This window comes from Sinorhizobium meliloti (genome assembly GCF_017876815.1).
Taxonomy (GTDB): Bacteria; Pseudomonadota; Alphaproteobacteria; order Rhizobiales; family Rhizobiaceae; genus Sinorhizobium; species Sinorhizobium meliloti.
The window spans coordinates 1445012-1461859 of the sequence record NZ_JAGIOS010000002.1 but is presented as its reverse complement, the minus strand read 5'-3'; the positions used below and the strand labels follow the sequence as shown (position 1 = coordinate 1461859).

Here is a 16848-nt window from a genome sequence, read left to right as displayed (position 1 = left end):
AAGGAGGAGGCCCGATGACCTCCAGTTCATTTCTAGTCCCGGTTATCACGGCGCTGTTCGCGGCTGCTATGGCTGCCCCTGACCATGCCGCAGCGAAAGAGATTAAGCTCGATGACGGCTCGACGTGCGTGGTCATCGAACCAGAACAGTCGGACGGGAGCCGCGTTTCGTCGTCAGTCACTGTAGGGTCTGGCAGCGTATCCTCGTCCACGACGGTCGGCGGCGGCACCTCGGCAAGCGGTGGCTCTGCCACGAGCAGTGCCGGATCCTCAGTGACGAGTGGGTCCTCCGGTGGAGAGAGCTTTGCGACCGCTACCGTGACCCGCCCCGACGGCACGACCATCACGCGCCGTTCGGATGGGACCTGCGCAATCATCAAGCCGAAGAAATGAAAGGAGCTGTTATGCTTCGAAGAACGATACTTGCATTTTTCGTCGTCGCGTCCGCAACGGCTGCGTTCGTGCCAGCGGAGGCTCAAGAGTGCGATGCGGCGGGAACGGTTGGATCTGGCGGAAGCGCCGCGGCCGGTGGCACCTCGGCCAGCACGATCGGAACGGCAGGCACATGCAGGACCGACGACGGAACGACGTCCTCGATTGGCGTAGGCGGAAGCGCAGCAACCTCGGAAGGAAAGGCAAAGAGCCAGACGAAAATAAACGACAATCCCTCCCAATTGCAGGGGCAGTCAAAGGCTCAGGCCATGGACAAAGGAACATTCAGCAAGTCGCAGACCAAGACCAAGGTTACGGACGACGGACTGCAGAGCCGCACGAAGACCATGTCCCATGTTCCGGGCGAAAAGCCGACCAAGAGCAAGACGAAAACATTGATCCCCCTGCCGCAGCCCGAGTGATTGCAGCATTCTCCTGAATGCCTGCTGATTGGACTTTGTCGACGATGGCAAGGGTCTTAGGCAGGCCGCCGCGCGAACCTTTGCCATATTAGAGTTATCACCCCGAGCGGCCGCCGTCGCTCGCCCCTTGGGTGAGTGATGGGCTTAGGTTGTAAAAATCGTCCCCTTCTCCACGGCTCTGAGGCTCCACCGTCTTAGCCGCACCGGAGTACTGGCCTTGCGAATGGGCACCGGAGGATTTCGGTTGATGCGCGACAGAGACGATTTCGGGCTGCCGGAACAAAAAAGCATCCGACGGCCTACCCACAGGCGCGACGGGACGCCATGGAATGTGACCCCGGCCCGGATCGCGGGTCTTTTGCTCTTAGACGCAGAAAGGCCCTTCTCTCTCGACGAAAGAAGAGGCCCAGCTTCTGAGCGTTCGAATTCACATACGCGCGAATTGAGAATTTCAAACGACGCTGCAGAGACTGCACGGTCTCTGATTGTGGCTTTGGGTTTAGCCCGAATAGGCGAGTAGAGACCGCAACCGCATTGTGTTAACGCCGCGCGCAGCCGTCCCGGTGGCGGACGGGGCGGTGAGAGGCCTGGCGCCTGCCCCCAGCGACGGGCCACGCCGGGCCCATATTTTGCGATGAGGCGCTGCGCCGTCGCCTGCAGACGGGCATAGATTGGGTTCGCCATCCGTCCTCCCTTCCTTTTCGAGAGCTCAGCCATATTTACGCCTTCATGCCGCAAGGCGCTTAGTTGAAGGACCTGGGGGACATGTCCGCCGCAATCAGCATCCTCGTCACAATCCTATTCGTCATCGTTTTGCTCTATCTCGTGCAGAAACTTCCGATCGACTCTACGATGAAGCAGATGGCTCAGATCGTGGTTCTGATCGTTGGCGCAGTTTCGTTGCTCAGCTCTCTGGGCGTGTTCTGATCGGCATAGCTACACCACCGGACGGCGGGATGCCCAGGGGATTTGGCTGCTCTCGTTGAAATAGAGAGTGGCGTATTCCTGTCCCAGGATCTTCTCGACGCGCTCTTTATCATCGAGGCCGGCTATCCAGATCTGCGATCCGTTCGGCAGCTCGACATAGAAGTCGGTCTTGTCAAACCCTCACCCGAACCGACGGGAAGCAGAGGGCCAGGCTTTGGGCAGCGTATCGGACCAGACCGACGTCTTCGCGTGGTTGAATCGAAATCTGACTATGACATGCCGCGAACCCGGAGCATTTATCGCTCGCTGGAGCATCGCCCGACAAAGAACGAACGTCTTTCCCGACCGAGACCCGCCGCGGGGCATGATGTTGCGCGCCGGGCCGGCGAGAAGGCGATTAGCCTCTCGCTGTTTCTCCGTTAATCGAGCCACCTGCATGCGCCACAGTTCGGCATCCTCTGGCGAGACATTGAGGCTCATGCTCCGAGAGTGCTCGACACGCTCGATGAACAATCGAGGTGCTTGGCGAGGGTCTCCAAGGCGCTATTTATGTCCCAGACCTTAGATTTGTGGACGTGCTCGACCTCACCGTCGCCGATGTTGCGGGTCACCACTTCGACCGAAGCGACCGCGGCGGCTGACATCCCGCTCTTCAGGTCGAAGCAGCCTGCCGTTCGCATCGAACACGCGGCCAAGATCGGAGAAGCCGATACGGGAGAGCTCTTTCAAAACACGCTCGACAGTCGCTTCCGCCTTGAGAGCGCCCTTACCTTGGATTTCGGCCACGCGGTCTTTGATGCCGTCATTTGCTGTCAGGCGGGAAGCGTTGCCCTGTCCGGCTTATACCCCGCGGACGCATATGCCTCATCGGCTGACTTGCCTTTGAAGAGTTCCTGCGCGAACGTCTCGTGCCTCGGGACTGATATGGATTAACGTTGGAAGGAGTTAGCAAGTGAACGTGCTTAAGGAGAACATCAGAAGCCACTCCTAAGTCGATCTCGGGCCACCTGATCGAGGCGATAGCCTTTGTCCGCCCACTCGTTCTTGACGGCTTCATCCCCTCCATGCCCTCAGGGCCGGAATCGTATTCGACGCGGTACGGGCTCATTTCACTCACCCTTGTGCTATACTTCCGCGAGCCGACGAATTGTCGAGAGGACACAAACCATGTGGCTCGAACTACACGACAACAACGGACCAATTTTCGTCAACATGGACGCTGTGACGCACTTCCAGCGGGTTGAAGGTCAACGACGCACCACTCTCGTCACCTTCGCTCCCAAAAACGCAGATTGCGCGACGTTTCAGGTTAAGGAATCCCCTGACGAGATAATGGAAATGCTCTGGGACGAAGACTGACGCAGATAGCCATCGTCTCGAATTTGGTTGCAGGCCCGGGAATCGAACCCGTTCTTCGAGGTTATAGGCCTCGGCCTACCAGTTGCCCTGCTTGCGTCAGAGTTGATTGCTTCGGATCAGTCCACTTTGACGAATATTATTTAGATTAATCGACCTTCTTCTCCTTTGATTTGCCCGGTACCCCCCGGGCGCGGGTCTGGTCGCGGCGACAGGATGCGAGCCTCTTAGTCTTTGCCTCGAATTCATCACATTCGGAATTGCTAATAATGAATGGACAGAACCGGTGTTGCCTTCCTCGTACTCATCTGCGTTCTCATCGCTCTCGTGGTGAGCATCCTTGGGTTCGTCCCAGAAAGTGAGGTGCCACCGGATGTGCCAGAAGTGGTTCCTCAGACGCCCCTAAGATGAAACGGGGCGGTCGCTCTGTATGTTGGTTGCAAGCCCGGGAACCGAGCCCGGACTTTTCGTGGTTTAAGCGGTAGCTTACCATTTGTCCGCGAACACGATGTGTGGTTATCTACCAGAAGCTTTCTGGAGCGAGTACTGCCCTGATGTCCACGTTTCTAAAACAACTTTTCGCATTCGGTTTAGCTGCTGTCATCCTCCAACTACCACAACATGCCGCATTGGCGGCTGATCCCTGCAAAGGCGTTGATACGAAGCTCAGCGCCACACGCAAAGCCGACTACTCGAGGCTTGTTGCCAATGGCCTTGATCAGAAGGTCCAACCGTCCAAGATCAGCATCATCAATTTTATGCAGGCCGGCACATGGACGATTGTATATGCCGATGTCCCGGTTGCTGACCCAGGCTATTTTTTCTTCGACTCTTCGTCAGGAAACCCCGTGCTGAAGGAAGTGTGGGGCGGCATCGCTGAGAAGAGTGACGAACCCGAGATCGCAAAATGGGCAAGGGACTTAGGAGCAAACAAGATGATCGCATCATGCTTCGCTGACACGGTTTCAGGTTGAATGCCCCCTTTTCAGGCTAACCGCCCGATTGGCACCGCCTGCCGGATAGCGCGTTGATGGCCGTCATTGACGACGTCGTTACCGACGTGTTTTAGGCAAGGTATGGGATGCGAGCCGAAATTCTTGGTCAGGAACAGCGGCGGCGTTGGGGTGACGCGAACGCCGCAGCATCGCGGCAATTCCCACCGCCCAGGGTTGTGAACGGCTCTGTCTCCCAGTCAAACTCTGCCAGCGCAGCCCGAAGCTCGTCCAGCGGCTTATCGAATTTAATCAGTGCAGAAGGGTCGCTCAACCCCTGAACGAAGTAGTGTCCACCGTCCGAGGAGCTCTGCCGTATTCCAAACCTGCTAGGCTTGGCCCGCGGCGAGAAAATCGGCCATCTCGACATTATAGAAGGTCTTGGTCCGTGGGCCGGCGAGGATCGGGTCGATCCGGCGCACGCATTCCTGGTAGTGTTCGGTCTTGCGGTGCGCGTCGAGCGCCTCAGGCGACTTGAAGACTTCATAGATGACGAAGCTGTGGTCGTCGTCCGGATTGCGCAGGACGTCGAAGCGCAGATTACCGGGCTCCTGGCGCGTGCCTTCGTAGTTTATGCGGAACGCCTCCAGAAAATCTGCGGCGTGGCCTTGCTTGACGTTGATGCTAACCATCTGGATGAGCATGTCTTAATTCCTGCTATGTTGATTGACGGATCTATAAAACTCAGAGACCTGGCGCCTTCCACATGGCCGTGGTGACGCCCTCGTCCACGAGCTGTCGCTGCAGCGCGTAGGCGCGTGCCCAGCGCTCGCCCGCCGCCTCGTAGATAACCTTGTGGTCGAAATTCGGCTCGAAACGCTTGTCCCAGCGCACCCAGCTCGCCGCCGCCTCGACGAAGTTGCGGCGTAGGCCGATCCCGATTGCCGCCGCTGCGGCGCAGCCGAGCGCCGTCGCCTCCTTGACCACGGGCGTTACGACCGGAAGGCCGGTGGCATCCGCAAGGATCTGCGACCAGTGGGCTGATTTCGACGCGCCGGCCGCAAAGACGATCTTATCCGGCGTTTTGCCGGAAAGCTTGAAGATAGCCGAAAGGTTGCGGGCCGCGACAATCGCCGCATTCTCCTGAAGGGCGCGAAAGATCGCGGCCTTGCCCGATTTTTCCGGGTCGATAGAAAGGTTCAGAAGCGAAGGCGCGGCGTGATACCAGTTGCCGTAGTGCATGACGTCGGAGAAGACCGGAATGATGCCGTAAGCGCCCACCGGCACCCCGGCTGCTTTCTCCTCGAGGAGCCTGTAGGCATCGCCGCCGGGCCCGGCCGCCGCGACCTCTTCCGCGCCGAAACTGTCGCGGAACCAACGCATTACCATGCCGACGAAGAAGCTTATCGCCTCGGCCTGGTTTAGGCCGTTGACGACATGCGGATTGATGCGCAGGTCCATAGACGGATCGGACACGGACGGGCCGACATTCACCACCTGCTGCCAGAAGGTCCCCCCGAGCACGGCGCAGTCACCTTCATTCACGACACCGACTGCCGCTGCCCCGCTCTGGCAGTCGCCGCCTCCCATGACAACGGGTGTGCCCGTGGCAATGCCCGTCTCGCTAGCCGCCCTTTCGGTGACCCGGCCGATCACCGTGCCCGGCTCGACGCTTTCCGGGAAGATATCGTCGCGCATGCCGGCCTTGCTCAGCGCCTCAGGCATCCAATTGCGTTTCGTTAGGCTGTAGAGACCGGTCGTGCCGGCATTGGAAGGATCGCTCGCGATGACGCCGGAGAGACGCGCCAGAACCCAATCTGACAGCATGCTGATCCTGTGGATGCGAGCATAGACGTCCGGCAGGTTGCGCTTCAGCCAGAGCAGGCGCGGCAGGGTGCCGAGCGCGAAAGTCTGCCCGCTCTCAGTATAAAGCGTCCGCTCCAGATCGGCAAAATCGCGCTTCAGGTCGCGCACCTCGCTCACGGCGCGACTGTCGACGTTGGCGCAGGCCCAGATTTCCCGACCGCTGCGGTCATAGGCGACGATCGCCTCACGCATGCTGGTGGCACTGACTGCACGGATCTCGGCGGGTGCAATGCGGGATTCGGCGATCGCCTGGCGAATGGCGCGTGACAGCAGCGACCAGTTGCCCTCCACATCGAAGTCCATCGAGCCCGGAAAGCGCGGATCGGCCCGGTGCCACCATTCGTGCTGGGCGCTGGCGATCTGGTTGCCGTTTTCGTCGAAGATCACCGCGCGGCCGCTGCCCGTGCCGGCATCGACGGCCAGCATATAGGAAGTCTTCATGGTCTCAGTCCTCGAGCTCGATGAGGCGGCTCGCGGTCGTCTCGTCGGTTATGAGGATGCCGACGACCTTTCCGCAAAGCGCTGCATGGATGGCCTGTACCTTATGGATGCCACCCGCCGCCGCCACGACTTTTTCCGCGCGCGACAGCGCCGCGAGCTTCACGCCGATCACTCGATCGTGCAGCGGCAACTCGAGTGGCTCTCCGCATTCGTTGTAGAACTGGCAGAGGATGTCGCCGACGGCGCCCTTGCGGCGCAACGGCTCCACCTCATCGGGGCTGACATAGCCGGAACGCACGACAGTGGAGGTGGCCGAAAGTTCACCGATGCCAACGAGCTGGTAACTCGCGTTGAGCGCCATTTCGAGCAAGTTGGCGACGGCGGGTTCGGAAGAGAGGTTGCGTGCGACATCCGGGTCGCGCACGACGAGCGGCGCCGGTACGAGATGAACGCTGCTGCCCCAGTTGGCCGTTCGCATGCCGTCGACATAAGTGCCGACGCCGCCGGTCAGGCTGACTAGGCCAATATTGCGCTCGTTGGCGACATGGCCGAGCCGCTGGATCGTGTTGCTCACGGTCGCGCCCCAACCGACCGCCAGAAGGTCGTCCGGCTGAAGCCGTTGCATGAGAAATTGCGCGGCCGCCTGACCCAGCCGATCACTCGGATCCTGATCGGGAAGCTGCGGCACCACGTAGGCTTCCAACAGCCCGTAGCGCTCCTTGATCTGCCGCTCGAGCGCCAGGCAGCCCTGATATCTCGAGTTGATACGCACCTGAATAATGCCGGAGCGTCGGCCGCTCTCCAAAAGACGCGACACCTTGATGCGCGACATGTTGAGTTTCTCGCCGATCTCGTTCTGCGTCAGCCCGTCGTTGTAGTAATACCAAGCGATACGGGTGAGGATCTCCTCGTCCGTGTCGGCATAACTCCATTCTCCGTTGTCCGACGCCATGCAAGCGGCTCCCTCGGTCGATTTCTGATCATTTGAATACCAATAAAACTTTTGATCCGTCAACGCGTTAGGCCTGCGAAATATTCTTCCCAGTTCCAATCCGTTGATTTTGCGCGGCTAATCCGAGCTTCGAGCGATGCACTGGCTTCCTATAGTCGTTCATCACGTGACGGGCATATTGACGACGATTGAGCTATGTGATCACATGACTTTCATGAATTACATATGAACAGGTGCGGAATGGCTGGGAGCCCGGTGGCCGGGAGGGTCGCGAAGCTGACGGACGTCTGGAAGTCCTACGGTGCCGTTCCGGTGCTAAAAGGTGTTTCCCTAGTTTTGCACGCGGGAGAGGTGCATGCGCTTCTCGGCGGCAACGGCGCTGGCAAGTCGAGCCTCATGAAAATCATGTCGGGCGTCATTGCGTCTAATGCCGGCGCCATCGAGATCAACGGCCGCGCCCTCACCCATGCATCGCCGGCGCTCGCGCAGAAACTCGGGCTTTACCTGGTGCCGCAAGAGGCGCATATCCTGCCCAACCAGAGCGTTCTGGAAAACATCTGCCTTGGCCTTGCAGCCTCTCCCCGCGCGCTAAGGCCGCGCGTCGAGCAACTCGTCGCCGAGCTCTCAGTCTCGCTCGACCTCGACGTGCAGGCCGCCGCCCTTGAAATCGCCGAGCGGCAGATTGTCGAAATCCTGCGCGGTCTCGTACGTGACGCGCGCGTGCTGATACTCGACGAACCGACTTCGGCGCTAACCCCCTTCGAGACCAGCGCCCTCTTTCAGCGCGTGCGCAAGCTCCAGAGTCAGGGTGTCGGCATCTTCTTCATCTCGCACAAGCTGCGCGAGATTCGCGAGATCTGCGGCACAATCAGCGTACTGCGCGACGGTGTGATCGTGCTTAGCGGGCCGCTCGACAGCTACAGCGACGCCGTGATTATCGACGCGATGAGCCGTGTGCAGATCGCGGATGATGCCGACAAGAAGCGTGTGTGCCGCAAGGTTTCGCAGATCGGCAAGCCGCGTCTCAGCGTGCGCGACCTCAGCGGCGAAGGGTTCCGCAATATCAGCCTCGACGTGCGGGCCGGCGAAATCCTCGGCCTTGCCGGGGTCGTGGGCGCCGGACGCACGGAGTTCGCCGAAACGCTCTTCGGCCTTCGGCCGCAGATGGGGGGCAGCGTCGTCTTTGATGGCGCGGAACTGAAGAAGCGCTCACCGCGCATATGCATCGACCTCGGCCTCGTCTACCTGCCTGAAGACCGCCAGCAGCACGGCCTTTTCCTTGAAGCACCGCTTTCCTGGAACGTTTCGTCCTACCTGGTGCACCGCCTGCCCTTCTTTCTGCGGCCCGGCGCCGAGCGTAAGGTCTTCGATGGGTTCCGCGCGAGCATGGGCATCAAGTGCACCGGCGCCGACCAGGAGGCGCGCGGTCTTTCGGGTGGCAACCAGCAGAAGGTGCTGCTCGCCAAATGCCTTTCCGCTCGGCCCAAGGTGCTCATTCTCGACGAGCCCACGCGCGGCGTGGACGTGGCGGCACGCAACGACCTCTACGACGTCATCCGCCGGCTTGCCGCCGACGGCGTCGCCATCATCCTCATTTCATCCGACTTCGACGAGATCGAACAGCTTGCCGACCGGGTCGAGATCATGGCCTTCGGCCAGTCTGGCGGCAAACTCACGGACCAGATCTCGGTTGACGCCATCGCCCGCCTCGCCTTCGGCGCCTCGGAGGGCCGCCATGCTTGATCTCTTTTCCCGCAATCGCGTCGCAACGCTCATCCTAGTGCTTGCCGTCGCCTACGCCGCGATCGGCACGGCCGCGCCCGGCTATCTGTCCGGCGCCACTGCCTCGGTGGTTGTCTCCAACAGCCTCGTCCTGATGCTGATCTCGCTCGGGACTATGATGGTCATCCTGACGCGCAATATCGATGTGTCGAGCGGTTCGGTGCTTGGCCTCAGCGCCGCGGTGCTCGGCCTTTCGCTCACAGCCGGCGTGAGCCTGCCGCTCGCCATCGCCTTCTGCCTTGCAACCGGTGCTGTCGCCGGGGCCTTCAACGGTCTGATGGTTGCCTATCTCGGCATTCCATCCATCGTCGCCACCCTTGGCACGCTTGGACTTTATCGCGGCATCATGCTCGTCCTCACGGGCGGGCGCTGGATCGAGGACCTGCCGCAGGGTCTGAAGGCGCTCGCCGCCAATCTCGGCTTCGGCTTCTCCGTCCTCACGATTGTTGTGCTGGCACTTGTTGCGCTCGCCTGGATCGTACTGCGAAGGACGCGCTTCGGCCGCAATTTCTACGCAGTCGGCGATAACCGCGCGGCTGCCCACCATCTCGGTGTACCGGTTAAGCTGGTGCAGTTTTCCGCTTTCGTTGCAACGGGCGTCTGCGCCGCCCTCGCCGGCCTCGTCTTCGCCGCCCAGATCGGCTTCATCCCAAATCAGGCCGGTAACGGCATCGAACTGAAGGCCATCGCCGTCAATGTGCTAGGAGGCGTGAGCCTTCTCGGAGGCACCGGTTCGGTCGCTGGCGTCTTCACCGCCGTTATCTTTATCACTTCGATAGACAGTGCCCTCGTTTTCTTGAAGATCCCGGCCTATTGGAATGACTTCATTGCAGGCGCGATCCTGCTCTCGGTCCTGCTCCTCGACGGCCGCATCCGCCAGATTATCGACCGGCGCATCCGTGCCCGCCGCTATGGGGTGCACGAGCGCGGCCCAACACAATCCCGTGAGACGACGACGGCGCGCAATGTGGAGGCAAGCCGATGAAAAAGCTGATCTTCCGCTGGGAGACCGCCCTCTTTGCCATGCTCGTCGCAGAACTTCTCATCTTCGGTCTCGTCAATCCGCGCTTCCTCAATCTTACGAACCTGATCTACGGCACCTCAGACTTCGTTCAGATCGGCATCGTCGCCCTACCGCTGACCCTTGTCATAATTGCCGGCGGCATTGACGTGTCTTTCGCCTCAGTAATCGGCCTTACTGCCATCATGTTTGGCGTCGCGACATTCTACGGCGTGCCGCTTCCGCTTTCCATCTTGCTCGCTCTGGTTACCGGCGCGCTCTGCGGGCTCCTCAACGCCACGGTCATCCACCTGTCCAAGATACAGCCGCTCGTCGTCACGCTCGGCAGCCTCTATCTTTTCCAGGGTACGGCGACCGTCGCCTCCGGTCTCGTCGGCGCGGGCGGCTACGAGGGCATCGGTAACTTTCCGGAGGCCTTCAACGCCTTCGGCTATGCCGAATTCCTTGGGCTGCCGGCACCTCTCGCGCTCTTCCTCGCACTCTCGCTCGTGCTCATCGTCCTTCTGCATTTCACTCGCTTCGGTCGCACCGTGTTCCTTTCCGGCCAGTCTGAAAGGGCTGCCCATTTCGCCGGTATCCCGGTCGGCCGCGTCCAGACGTTCACCTATGTCATTACCGGCGTTTCGGCGGCCATCGCAGGCCTCGTCATGTCGGCCTATTTCGGCTCCGCGCGCGTCGACCTCGGTTCGGCGACGCTGCTGCCAGCCGTCACCGCGGCCGTACTCGGCGGCGCCTCCATCTATGGCGGTCAGGGCTCCATCCTCGGCACCCTGCTTGCCACCTTCGTCATCGGTTACCTGCAGCAGGGCTTGCAGGCGGCCGGCGTCCCCAGCCAGATTTCCAGCGCACTTTCGGGAGGGTTGCTGGTCGTCGCGGTCGCATTGCGCCACGCAAGCGCGATGCTGGCCGATTTCATCGCGGTCGCCCGGCAACAGAGACAGAACCGGGTGGCCGTCACTTCAGGAGGAGAATGAGAATGATCAAGACCATCATGAAATCGAGCGCCCTCGCCGCGGCGCTTTTGGCCGGCACCATGCTCGCCTCGGGCGCTGCGCATGCAGAAAACCAGATCGCCTTCATCCCCAAGCTGGTGGGTGTCGGCTTCTTCACCTCCGGCGGCGCCGGCGCGGTGAAGGCGGGCGAGGAAGTCGGCGCGAAGGTCACCTATGACGGCCCGACGGAGCCGAGCGTTTCCGGGCAGGTCCAGTTCATCAACAACTTCGTCAACCAGGGCTACAACGCGCTCATCGTCTCCTCCGTCTCTCCGGACGGCCTGTGCCCGGCGCTGAAGCGCGCCATGGAACGCGGCGTGCTCGTCATGACCTGGGACAGCGACGTCAACCCGGATTGCCGCAGCTATTACATCAACCAAGGCACGCCTGAGCAGCTTGGCGGCCTTCTGGTCGACATGGCGGCCGAGGGTGTGAAGAAGGAAAAGGCCAAGGTTGCCTTCTTCTACTCGAGCCCGACCGTGACCGACCAGAACGCCTGGGCGGAAGCCGCCAAGGCGAAGATCGCCAAGGAGCATCCGGGCTGGGAAATCGTTACCACCCAGTATGGCTACAACGACGCTCAGAAATCACTGCAGACGGCTGAAAGTATCCTGCAGACCTATCCTGACCTCGACGCGATCATCGCGCCCGATGCAAACGCCCTGCCGGCAGCGGCGCAGGCGGCGGAAAATTTGGAGCGCGCCGAGGGCGTCACTATCGTCGGCTTCTCCACCCCAAATGTCATGCGGCCCTATATCGAGCGCGGCACGATCCAGCGCTTCGGCCTTTGGGACGTCACGCAGCAAGGCAAGATCTCGGTCTTCGTTGCCGATCACGTCTTGAAGAACGGCCCCATGAAGGTCGGCGAGAAACTGGAGATCCCCGGCGTCGGAACCGTCGAAGTCTCAGCCAACAAGGTACAGGGCTACGATTACGAAGCCGATGGCAACGGCATCATCCTGCTGCCGGAGCGCACCGTTTTCACCAAGGAAAACATTGGCAACTTCGACTTCTAAGCACGCACAAACGGCGGGCGGCTCCGGTTGCCCGCCGACCTTCAATCATAGACAGGACAATTCGCATGGAAAGCCGCTGGAACGACGAGGACGCAGCACGTTTTGTAGAGGCGGCACGCGCCGCGGGACAGAGCGAGGCCCTCGGCCTTCGTATCTACACCTCCCGTATCATCGGCAGTGACCCGGACCTTGTGCTGCACGGCGGCGGCAACACCTCGGTCAAGGTAAGGTCTGACGAGGGAGAGGACCTCATGCACATCAAGGGAAGCGGCTGGGACCTCGACACGATCGAGGCGCCGGGCCTGCCCGCCGTGCGCCTCGCGCCTTTGCTCGAAGCCCGTAACACCCCGAAACTCTCAGACCCGGACATGGTTTCACTGTTGCGTGCCAGCCTCATCGAGAAGGACGCGCCGAACCCGTCCGTCGAAGCGCTGCTGCACGCCTTCATACCCTTTGCCTACGTCGACCACACGCATGCGACAGCGGTCCTGGCGCTCGCCGACCAACCGAACATGCGCGACACCGTTCGTCGCATCTATGGCGATCGCCTCGCCTATGTGCCCTATGTGATGCCCGGCTTCGATCTTTCCATCGCCGCGGACCGCATCAATCGCGAGCATGCGGGTTGCGAGGGTCTATGGCTGGAAAATCACGGCCTCTTCACGTTCGCAAACGATGCCCGTGCCTCCTATGAGCTGATGATCGAATTCGTCACACTGGCAGAGGAGGAACTCGCCCGCGCCGGCGTGGCGTTGACGGGCCCGCAGCCCAATGACGGCGAGAGAGACGCGGGGCTTGCTAAGCGGCTGGAAAAAGCACTGATGCGGCAAGGGTCGCCTTTCGCAAAGGGTGTCTTCCTCGATTACCGTTCGACTCAAGCGATCCGTGAACTCACATCGAAGCCGAACGTGGAGGCGATCAGTCTGCGCGGCACGGTGACGCCAGACCACGTAATTCGTATCAAGCCCTGGCCGATGATCATCGGGGCCGATGCGGATGAACGCGCAATCGAGAGCGCGTTAGCCGCTTATGCGGACCGTTACAGGGCCTACTTTGAGAAAAACGCGACCCGCGCCAACGAGCCGAAACGGATACTGGACGTCTATCCACGGGTCGTTCTGGTGCTTGGCAAAGGCATGTTCGCGATCGGCGCGAATGCCAAGGCGGCCAAAATCGGCGGAGATCTCTGCGAACAGGCTGCCCGGGTAATCAACGCCGCGGAAGCCTATGGCTGTTTCACTCCGATCAGCGAGGCAGATCTCTTCGACATGGAGTATTGGTCGCTGGAACAGGCGAAGTTGAAAATAGCGGCATAGCATGTGGCCGCACAAATCTTCCGGCCAAAAGTGGCACGATCGATGTTCTCGCCTTCCCGAAGAGGAATCAACTGTCCGTCCTTCCTGGAGCACCGATCGCATACGTTGACCCATAAGAGGTGATGGCCTCCGAACCAATTGGTGGTTGCATCTCCGTGATCGAAGTGGAGGTCCCAATCGTGGCACCGATCTGATCGACGTGGCGGAGCCAAGAAATCGAGAACCCGGGTGGAGTCGCTTAGCTGACTTATCGAGCGAACCAGCCGCACGCCTCCCCTCTCCCTGCCGCTCGACCGCAGGGCGCTCTATTTCGATTGCCGACATTCCCTCAGACTCGAAGAGCTGCTGAAGACCTACGACCACGAAGAGGGTCCGGCACTGATGGCTCGTGCGCGCGCCGGCATCGCGCTTCTCACCGAAAGCGGCATCAGCAGCATAATGGCGCGCGTCAGCGCACGCCCGAGGAGGTTCCGGCGAGAAGACGCGCAAGCGGGTCCTGGTCGTCGGCCAGGTGGAGGACCATGTTTCAATCCGGTACGGCTGTCTCAGCCGCATGACCAACAATGACCTGGCGCGGCTCGCGTGCGAGCAAGCGGATGCCCAGATCCTCCACAAGCCGCATCCCGACGTGCTCGCCCGCCGATGCGCACCGTCGACCACGTCAACACGATCACCTCGCTTGCGGGCTTCGAGGCGCTCCTGCGCGGCATCAGGGGTTACCACCGCCGGGCCTGTCCCTTCTACTCCGGATAGGGGCTTGACGAACGACCGCCAGCCGAACCCGCCGCGGGCGGCGCTCGCCCGGCAAGGTCCGACACTTCCGAAGTGGCGCATCCTTGCGAGCTCGTGACGGAGAGCCTGCCGCTCTCGAAGGCGCTGCGGAGTCTCCGCAAGAAATCGCTCGCGCAGCTGCGCCGGGTCGGCTAACGTCTCGTGCAAAAATTACGCCATTAACCCCAAGCAGGGCCTCCAGCTATGGCAGAGATCACGTTCGATCCGCGTAAAGTGTTTCACTATGGGTTCGTCGTGCCGAACATGGATCGTGCGCTGAAAACGTGGACGCAGCAGGGAGCCAGGCTGGTTGTGCCGCCTGCAATTGATCCGACCCAGAATGTGTCCTGCGCGCTCCTTATTTATCTCGACAGCGTTCCGATAGAACTGGTGGCTCCGTTGCGTGACGGGCCGAATCCCGTCGCGAGTCGGCTGGCCAAGGGCGGCGGCCTCGATCACGTCTGCCTGTTCTCAGACAGTCTGGAGGACGACGTGGCGAAACTCGAGGCAGATGGCGCAATGGTAGTGGTTGCGCCCTGCTATGGCGCGGTTTTCAAGAGGCGTCTTGCTTTCGTAGTCACTCGGGCAGGCCTGGTTGTCGAACTCATGACAAGAGCGACCGTGGAGGGCGCCGAAGGCGATCCGCTCGCACCCCTCAACGGCTGGGCGTGAAAGGACCACCAGCTTCAGGAGAGCGGTGCCGACGCATTTTCGTCAAGCCGCCATAGGTTTGAACTTTGATTTAAGTCGCCGTCACATAGCCGAAGGCATTACTGTCCTATTTACATCTCGTTAAATGCGTGCTTTTTTACCCCTGATTTTAGCTGCGATAGAAGGCTCTGCCGAAACCCTCGTGGTTCAGTGCGTAACCTATAGTTGTCTCTTAATTGTTCGGCGGCCTCAAATATGGCCGCCAGAAAATTTATTGCTATTCAGGCTCCGTAGCGAGCTGCGTTGGTAGCGCAAGACACAGACGAATTAAATCATATGTAGGATTCGTAGCCTCAGATAAGTGGCTTCGGACCAAATTTGATATTTTGGTTGGGTTTGATATGATCTTTATCGATCCACTCTTCCTATTTCTCTTCCTGCCGGTGACACTTATTGCGTTTTATGTTGCTCTTTTGACGCGAGGCAGGAATGAGGCACTACTCGTCATCTTTACGGCGTCAATTATCTTTTATGCTCCCTACGGCATATCGTCGGTATTTCTGCTGCTGGTCGCCCTGCTTGTCAATTTCGGGGTATCCAACGCGCTTCTTGCTATGGACGACAGTAATCCATACCGCAGAGTGCTGTATGGATGCGGCCAAGGATACAACATAGCCTCGCTGTGCTACTTCAAATACAAGATCGTTACAGTTCTTCTTGGCGACAATAATGACTTCCTGACCGATATTGCCGGCGTGGCGATACCGGCTGGTATTTCATTCTACACGTTCCATCAGGCGGCCTTTCTGGCGGATGCCTATGTTCGCGAAAAGAGCGTGGTCGAATTTTTCGAAGGGACTCGTTCGTTGAGGTCCGGTTTTTGGGCGTTTTGCCGTTATGGCGCTTTCGTCAGCTTCTTTCCGCAGTTGATCATCGGCCCAATTACCTATCTGCACGAATTCCATCCCCAGGTAAAATCCAGGAAGTTCATCAGTTTCGACCCGCTCAATATCGCCGTGGGACTCGCCTTCATCTCGATCGGCATGTTCAAGAAGGTCGTCATCGCCGACAATATTGCACCAACCGTCGATCTTGTCTTTGGCGCTGCCGGCGCCGGGGCGGTGATGGATCCCGCACATGCCTGGATCGGCGCTCTCTCCTACATGGCGCAGCTCTATTTTGATTTTTCAGGCTATTCCGACATGGCGCTCGGCCTCGCGCGCATGTTTGGTCTGCGATACCCGCTCAACTTCTATTCGCCGTTCAAAGCCAATGGTATCCTCGATTACTACCGGCGCTGGAACATGACGCTGACCCGCGTGATCGCGCGTTTCCTATTTACGCCGCTTTCGATCGCGGGGACGCGGTACTGCGCAGTGCATCGGCTTTCGCCGCTGCCGACACAGGTCCTCAGCCTCTGGCTGCCGATGCTAATCAACTTTCAGGTTCTCAGCCTATGGCATGGCGCCGCCTGGACCTTCGTGGCCTTCGGCCTGATGCAAGGCGTTTGGTCTGCGGCCGAGGCGCAGATAAGGGGCAGCAAGAAATACAAGCGCATGTGCAAGTCTACATCGCCGTTCTTCCGATTGCTCGTGGAGCGGGCAATATTTTTTATGCTGATCTGCCTCAGCCTGGCGATGTTCCGCTCCGAAAGCGTCGGCGCCGCGTTTCATCTTTATGCGCAGATGTTCGGCGCATCACTCGATGCCCCATCGGCCTTCGAAATGCGTGAACCCGTGCTCATGCTGTTCTGTGCATTTTCAATCATCTATCTAATGCCAAATGCCGTGGAGCTGATGCGCCGTTATCGGCCGGCCATGATGACCTATGAAAACGAGAGCTACGGCTTCGCGTTCCTGCGCAGCATCTGGCGACCTTCCTGGGGCTGGGCTGCTTTTGCCGCTATCCTCACCATCTCGTCGCTGCACTATGTCTCGCGGCAGCCGCCTTTCCTCTATCAGGGATTTTAAGC

General features: G+C 59.9%; 18 protein-coding genes and 2 pseudogenes. 14 read left to right on the top strand and 6 right to left on the bottom strand.

Annotated elements, in window-relative coordinates; all coding sequences use genetic code 11:
- The first annotated feature begins 14 nt into the window (after window positions 1–14).
- The 3 genes from JOH52_RS25740 (at window position 15) to JOH52_RS25730 (ending at window position 1780) form a co-directional block, all read left to right on the top strand.
- Window positions 15–392: a hypothetical protein gene (locus tag JOH52_RS25740; protein ID WP_040121031.1), complete on the top strand. Its 378-nt coding sequence runs from the start codon at window positions 15–17 to the stop codon at window positions 390–392.
- Between the two features lie 11 nt (window positions 393–403).
- Window positions 404–853 (top strand): hypothetical protein, encoded by a 450-nt coding sequence (locus tag JOH52_RS25735; protein ID WP_017277585.1) that lies wholly within the window; start codon window positions 404–406, stop codon window positions 851–853.
- 765 nt (window positions 854–1618) lie between these two features.
- Window positions 1619–1780, top strand: a complete 162-nt coding sequence (locus JOH52_RS25730; RefSeq protein ID WP_010975481.1) for a Thivi_2564 family membrane protein — start codon at window positions 1619–1621, stop codon at window positions 1778–1780.
- 27 nt (window positions 1781–1807) lie between these two features.
- Here the strand turns inward: JOH52_RS25730 and JOH52_RS36205 are convergent.
- The 3 genes and pseudogenes from JOH52_RS36205 to JOH52_RS36830 form a co-directional block, all read right to left on the bottom strand.
- A pseudogene (locus JOH52_RS36205) lies at window positions 1808–2218 on the bottom strand (phage terminase large subunit); the annotation flags it as partial.
- Between the two features lie 38 nt (window positions 2219–2256).
- Window positions 2257–2424, bottom strand: coding sequence for a hypothetical protein (locus JOH52_RS35305; RefSeq protein WP_231198584.1), 168 nt, complete (start codon window positions 2422–2424; stop codon window positions 2257–2259).
- Entirely contained in the window at window positions 2366–2566 is a 201-nt protein-coding gene (locus JOH52_RS36830; RefSeq protein WP_474753611.1) for a hypothetical protein, read from the bottom strand. Before JOH52_RS36830 ends, JOH52_RS35305 begins: the two co-directional genes overlap by 59 nt.
- 381 nt (window positions 2567–2947) lie before the next feature.
- On the opposite strand from JOH52_RS36830, the gene JOH52_RS25720 reads away from it, so the two are divergent.
- From JOH52_RS25720 to JOH52_RS25715, 3 genes are all read left to right on the top strand, one after another.
- On the top strand, window positions 2948–3139 hold the full coding sequence (locus JOH52_RS25720) for a hypothetical protein (protein ID WP_017276319.1): 192 nt from the start codon (window positions 2948–2950) through the stop codon (window positions 3137–3139).
- A 270-nt stretch (window positions 3140–3409) separates the two neighbouring features.
- Window positions 3410–3547, top strand: coding sequence for an exopeptide (locus JOH52_RS35300; protein ID WP_127626742.1), 138 nt, complete (start codon window positions 3410–3412; stop codon window positions 3545–3547).
- A gap of 143 nt (window positions 3548–3690) precedes the next feature.
- Window positions 3691–4110 (top strand): hypothetical protein, encoded by a 420-nt coding sequence (locus tag JOH52_RS25715; protein ID WP_010975478.1) that lies wholly within the window; start codon window positions 3691–3693, stop codon window positions 4108–4110.
- Window positions 4111–4457: 347 nt separating this feature from the next.
- Here JOH52_RS25715 and JOH52_RS25710 read toward each other — a convergent pair whose 3' ends face one another.
- From JOH52_RS25710 to JOH52_RS25700, 3 genes are read right to left on the bottom strand one after another with little or no spacing between them, the layout of a single operon-like run.
- Entirely contained in the window at window positions 4458–4772 is a 315-nt protein-coding gene (locus tag JOH52_RS25710; RefSeq protein ID WP_010975476.1) for an antibiotic biosynthesis monooxygenase, read from the bottom strand.
- A gap of 40 nt (window positions 4773–4812) precedes the next feature.
- Complete coding sequence (lsrK, locus tag JOH52_RS25705) at window positions 4813–6375, bottom strand: autoinducer-2 kinase (protein WP_192937079.1); 1563 nt, start codon at window positions 6373–6375, stop codon at window positions 4813–4815.
- Window positions 6376–6379: 4 nt separating this feature from the next.
- Entirely contained in the window at window positions 6380–7327 is a 948-nt protein-coding gene (locus tag JOH52_RS25700) for a sugar-binding transcriptional regulator (protein WP_013850854.1), read from the bottom strand.
- 240 nt (window positions 7328–7567) lie between these two features.
- Here JOH52_RS25700 and lsrA point away from each other — a divergent pair, with 240 nt between their 5' ends.
- From lsrA to JOH52_RS25660, 8 genes and pseudogenes are all read left to right on the top strand, one after another.
- Entirely contained in the window at window positions 7568–9070 is a 1503-nt protein-coding gene (lsrA, locus tag JOH52_RS25695) for an autoinducer 2 ABC transporter ATP-binding protein LsrA (RefSeq protein WP_164851573.1), read from the top strand.
- Window positions 9063–10094 carry a sugar ABC transporter permease gene (locus JOH52_RS25690; protein ID WP_010975472.1) on the top strand — a complete coding sequence of 344 codons (1032 nt, stop codon included), beginning with the start codon at window positions 9063–9065 and terminating at the stop codon, window positions 10092–10094. The genes lsrA and JOH52_RS25690 overlap by 8 nt, the downstream gene beginning before the upstream one ends.
- Entirely contained in the window at window positions 10091–11104 is a 1014-nt protein-coding gene (locus JOH52_RS25685; RefSeq protein WP_010975471.1) for a sugar ABC transporter permease, read from the top strand. The genes JOH52_RS25690 and JOH52_RS25685 overlap by 4 nt, the downstream gene beginning before the upstream one ends.
- 2 nt (window positions 11105–11106) lie before the next feature.
- Window positions 11107–12138 carry an autoinducer 2 ABC transporter substrate-binding protein LsrB gene (gene lsrB / locus JOH52_RS25680; RefSeq protein WP_127657832.1) on the top strand — a complete coding sequence of 344 codons (1032 nt, stop codon included), beginning with the start codon at window positions 11107–11109 and terminating at the stop codon, window positions 12136–12138.
- Window positions 12139–12203: 65 nt separating this feature from the next.
- Window positions 12204–13454, top strand: a complete 1251-nt coding sequence (locus JOH52_RS25675; protein ID WP_127657834.1) for a class II aldolase — start codon at window positions 12204–12206, stop codon at window positions 13452–13454.
- 261 nt (window positions 13455–13715) lie between these two features.
- Window positions 13716–14244 (top strand): annotated as a pseudogene (locus JOH52_RS36200) (capsular polysaccharide export protein, LipB/KpsS family); the annotation flags it as partial.
- A gap of 185 nt (window positions 14245–14429) precedes the next feature.
- Window positions 14430–14897 carry a VOC family protein gene (locus JOH52_RS25665; RefSeq protein ID WP_088198627.1) on the top strand — a complete coding sequence of 156 codons (468 nt, stop codon included), beginning with the start codon at window positions 14430–14432 and terminating at the stop codon, window positions 14895–14897.
- 380 nt (window positions 14898–15277) lie between these two features.
- Window positions 15278–16846, top strand: a complete 1569-nt coding sequence (locus tag JOH52_RS25660; RefSeq protein ID WP_127657836.1) for an MBOAT family O-acyltransferase — start codon at window positions 15278–15280, stop codon at window positions 16844–16846.
- Window positions 16847–16848: the final 2 nt, after the last annotated feature.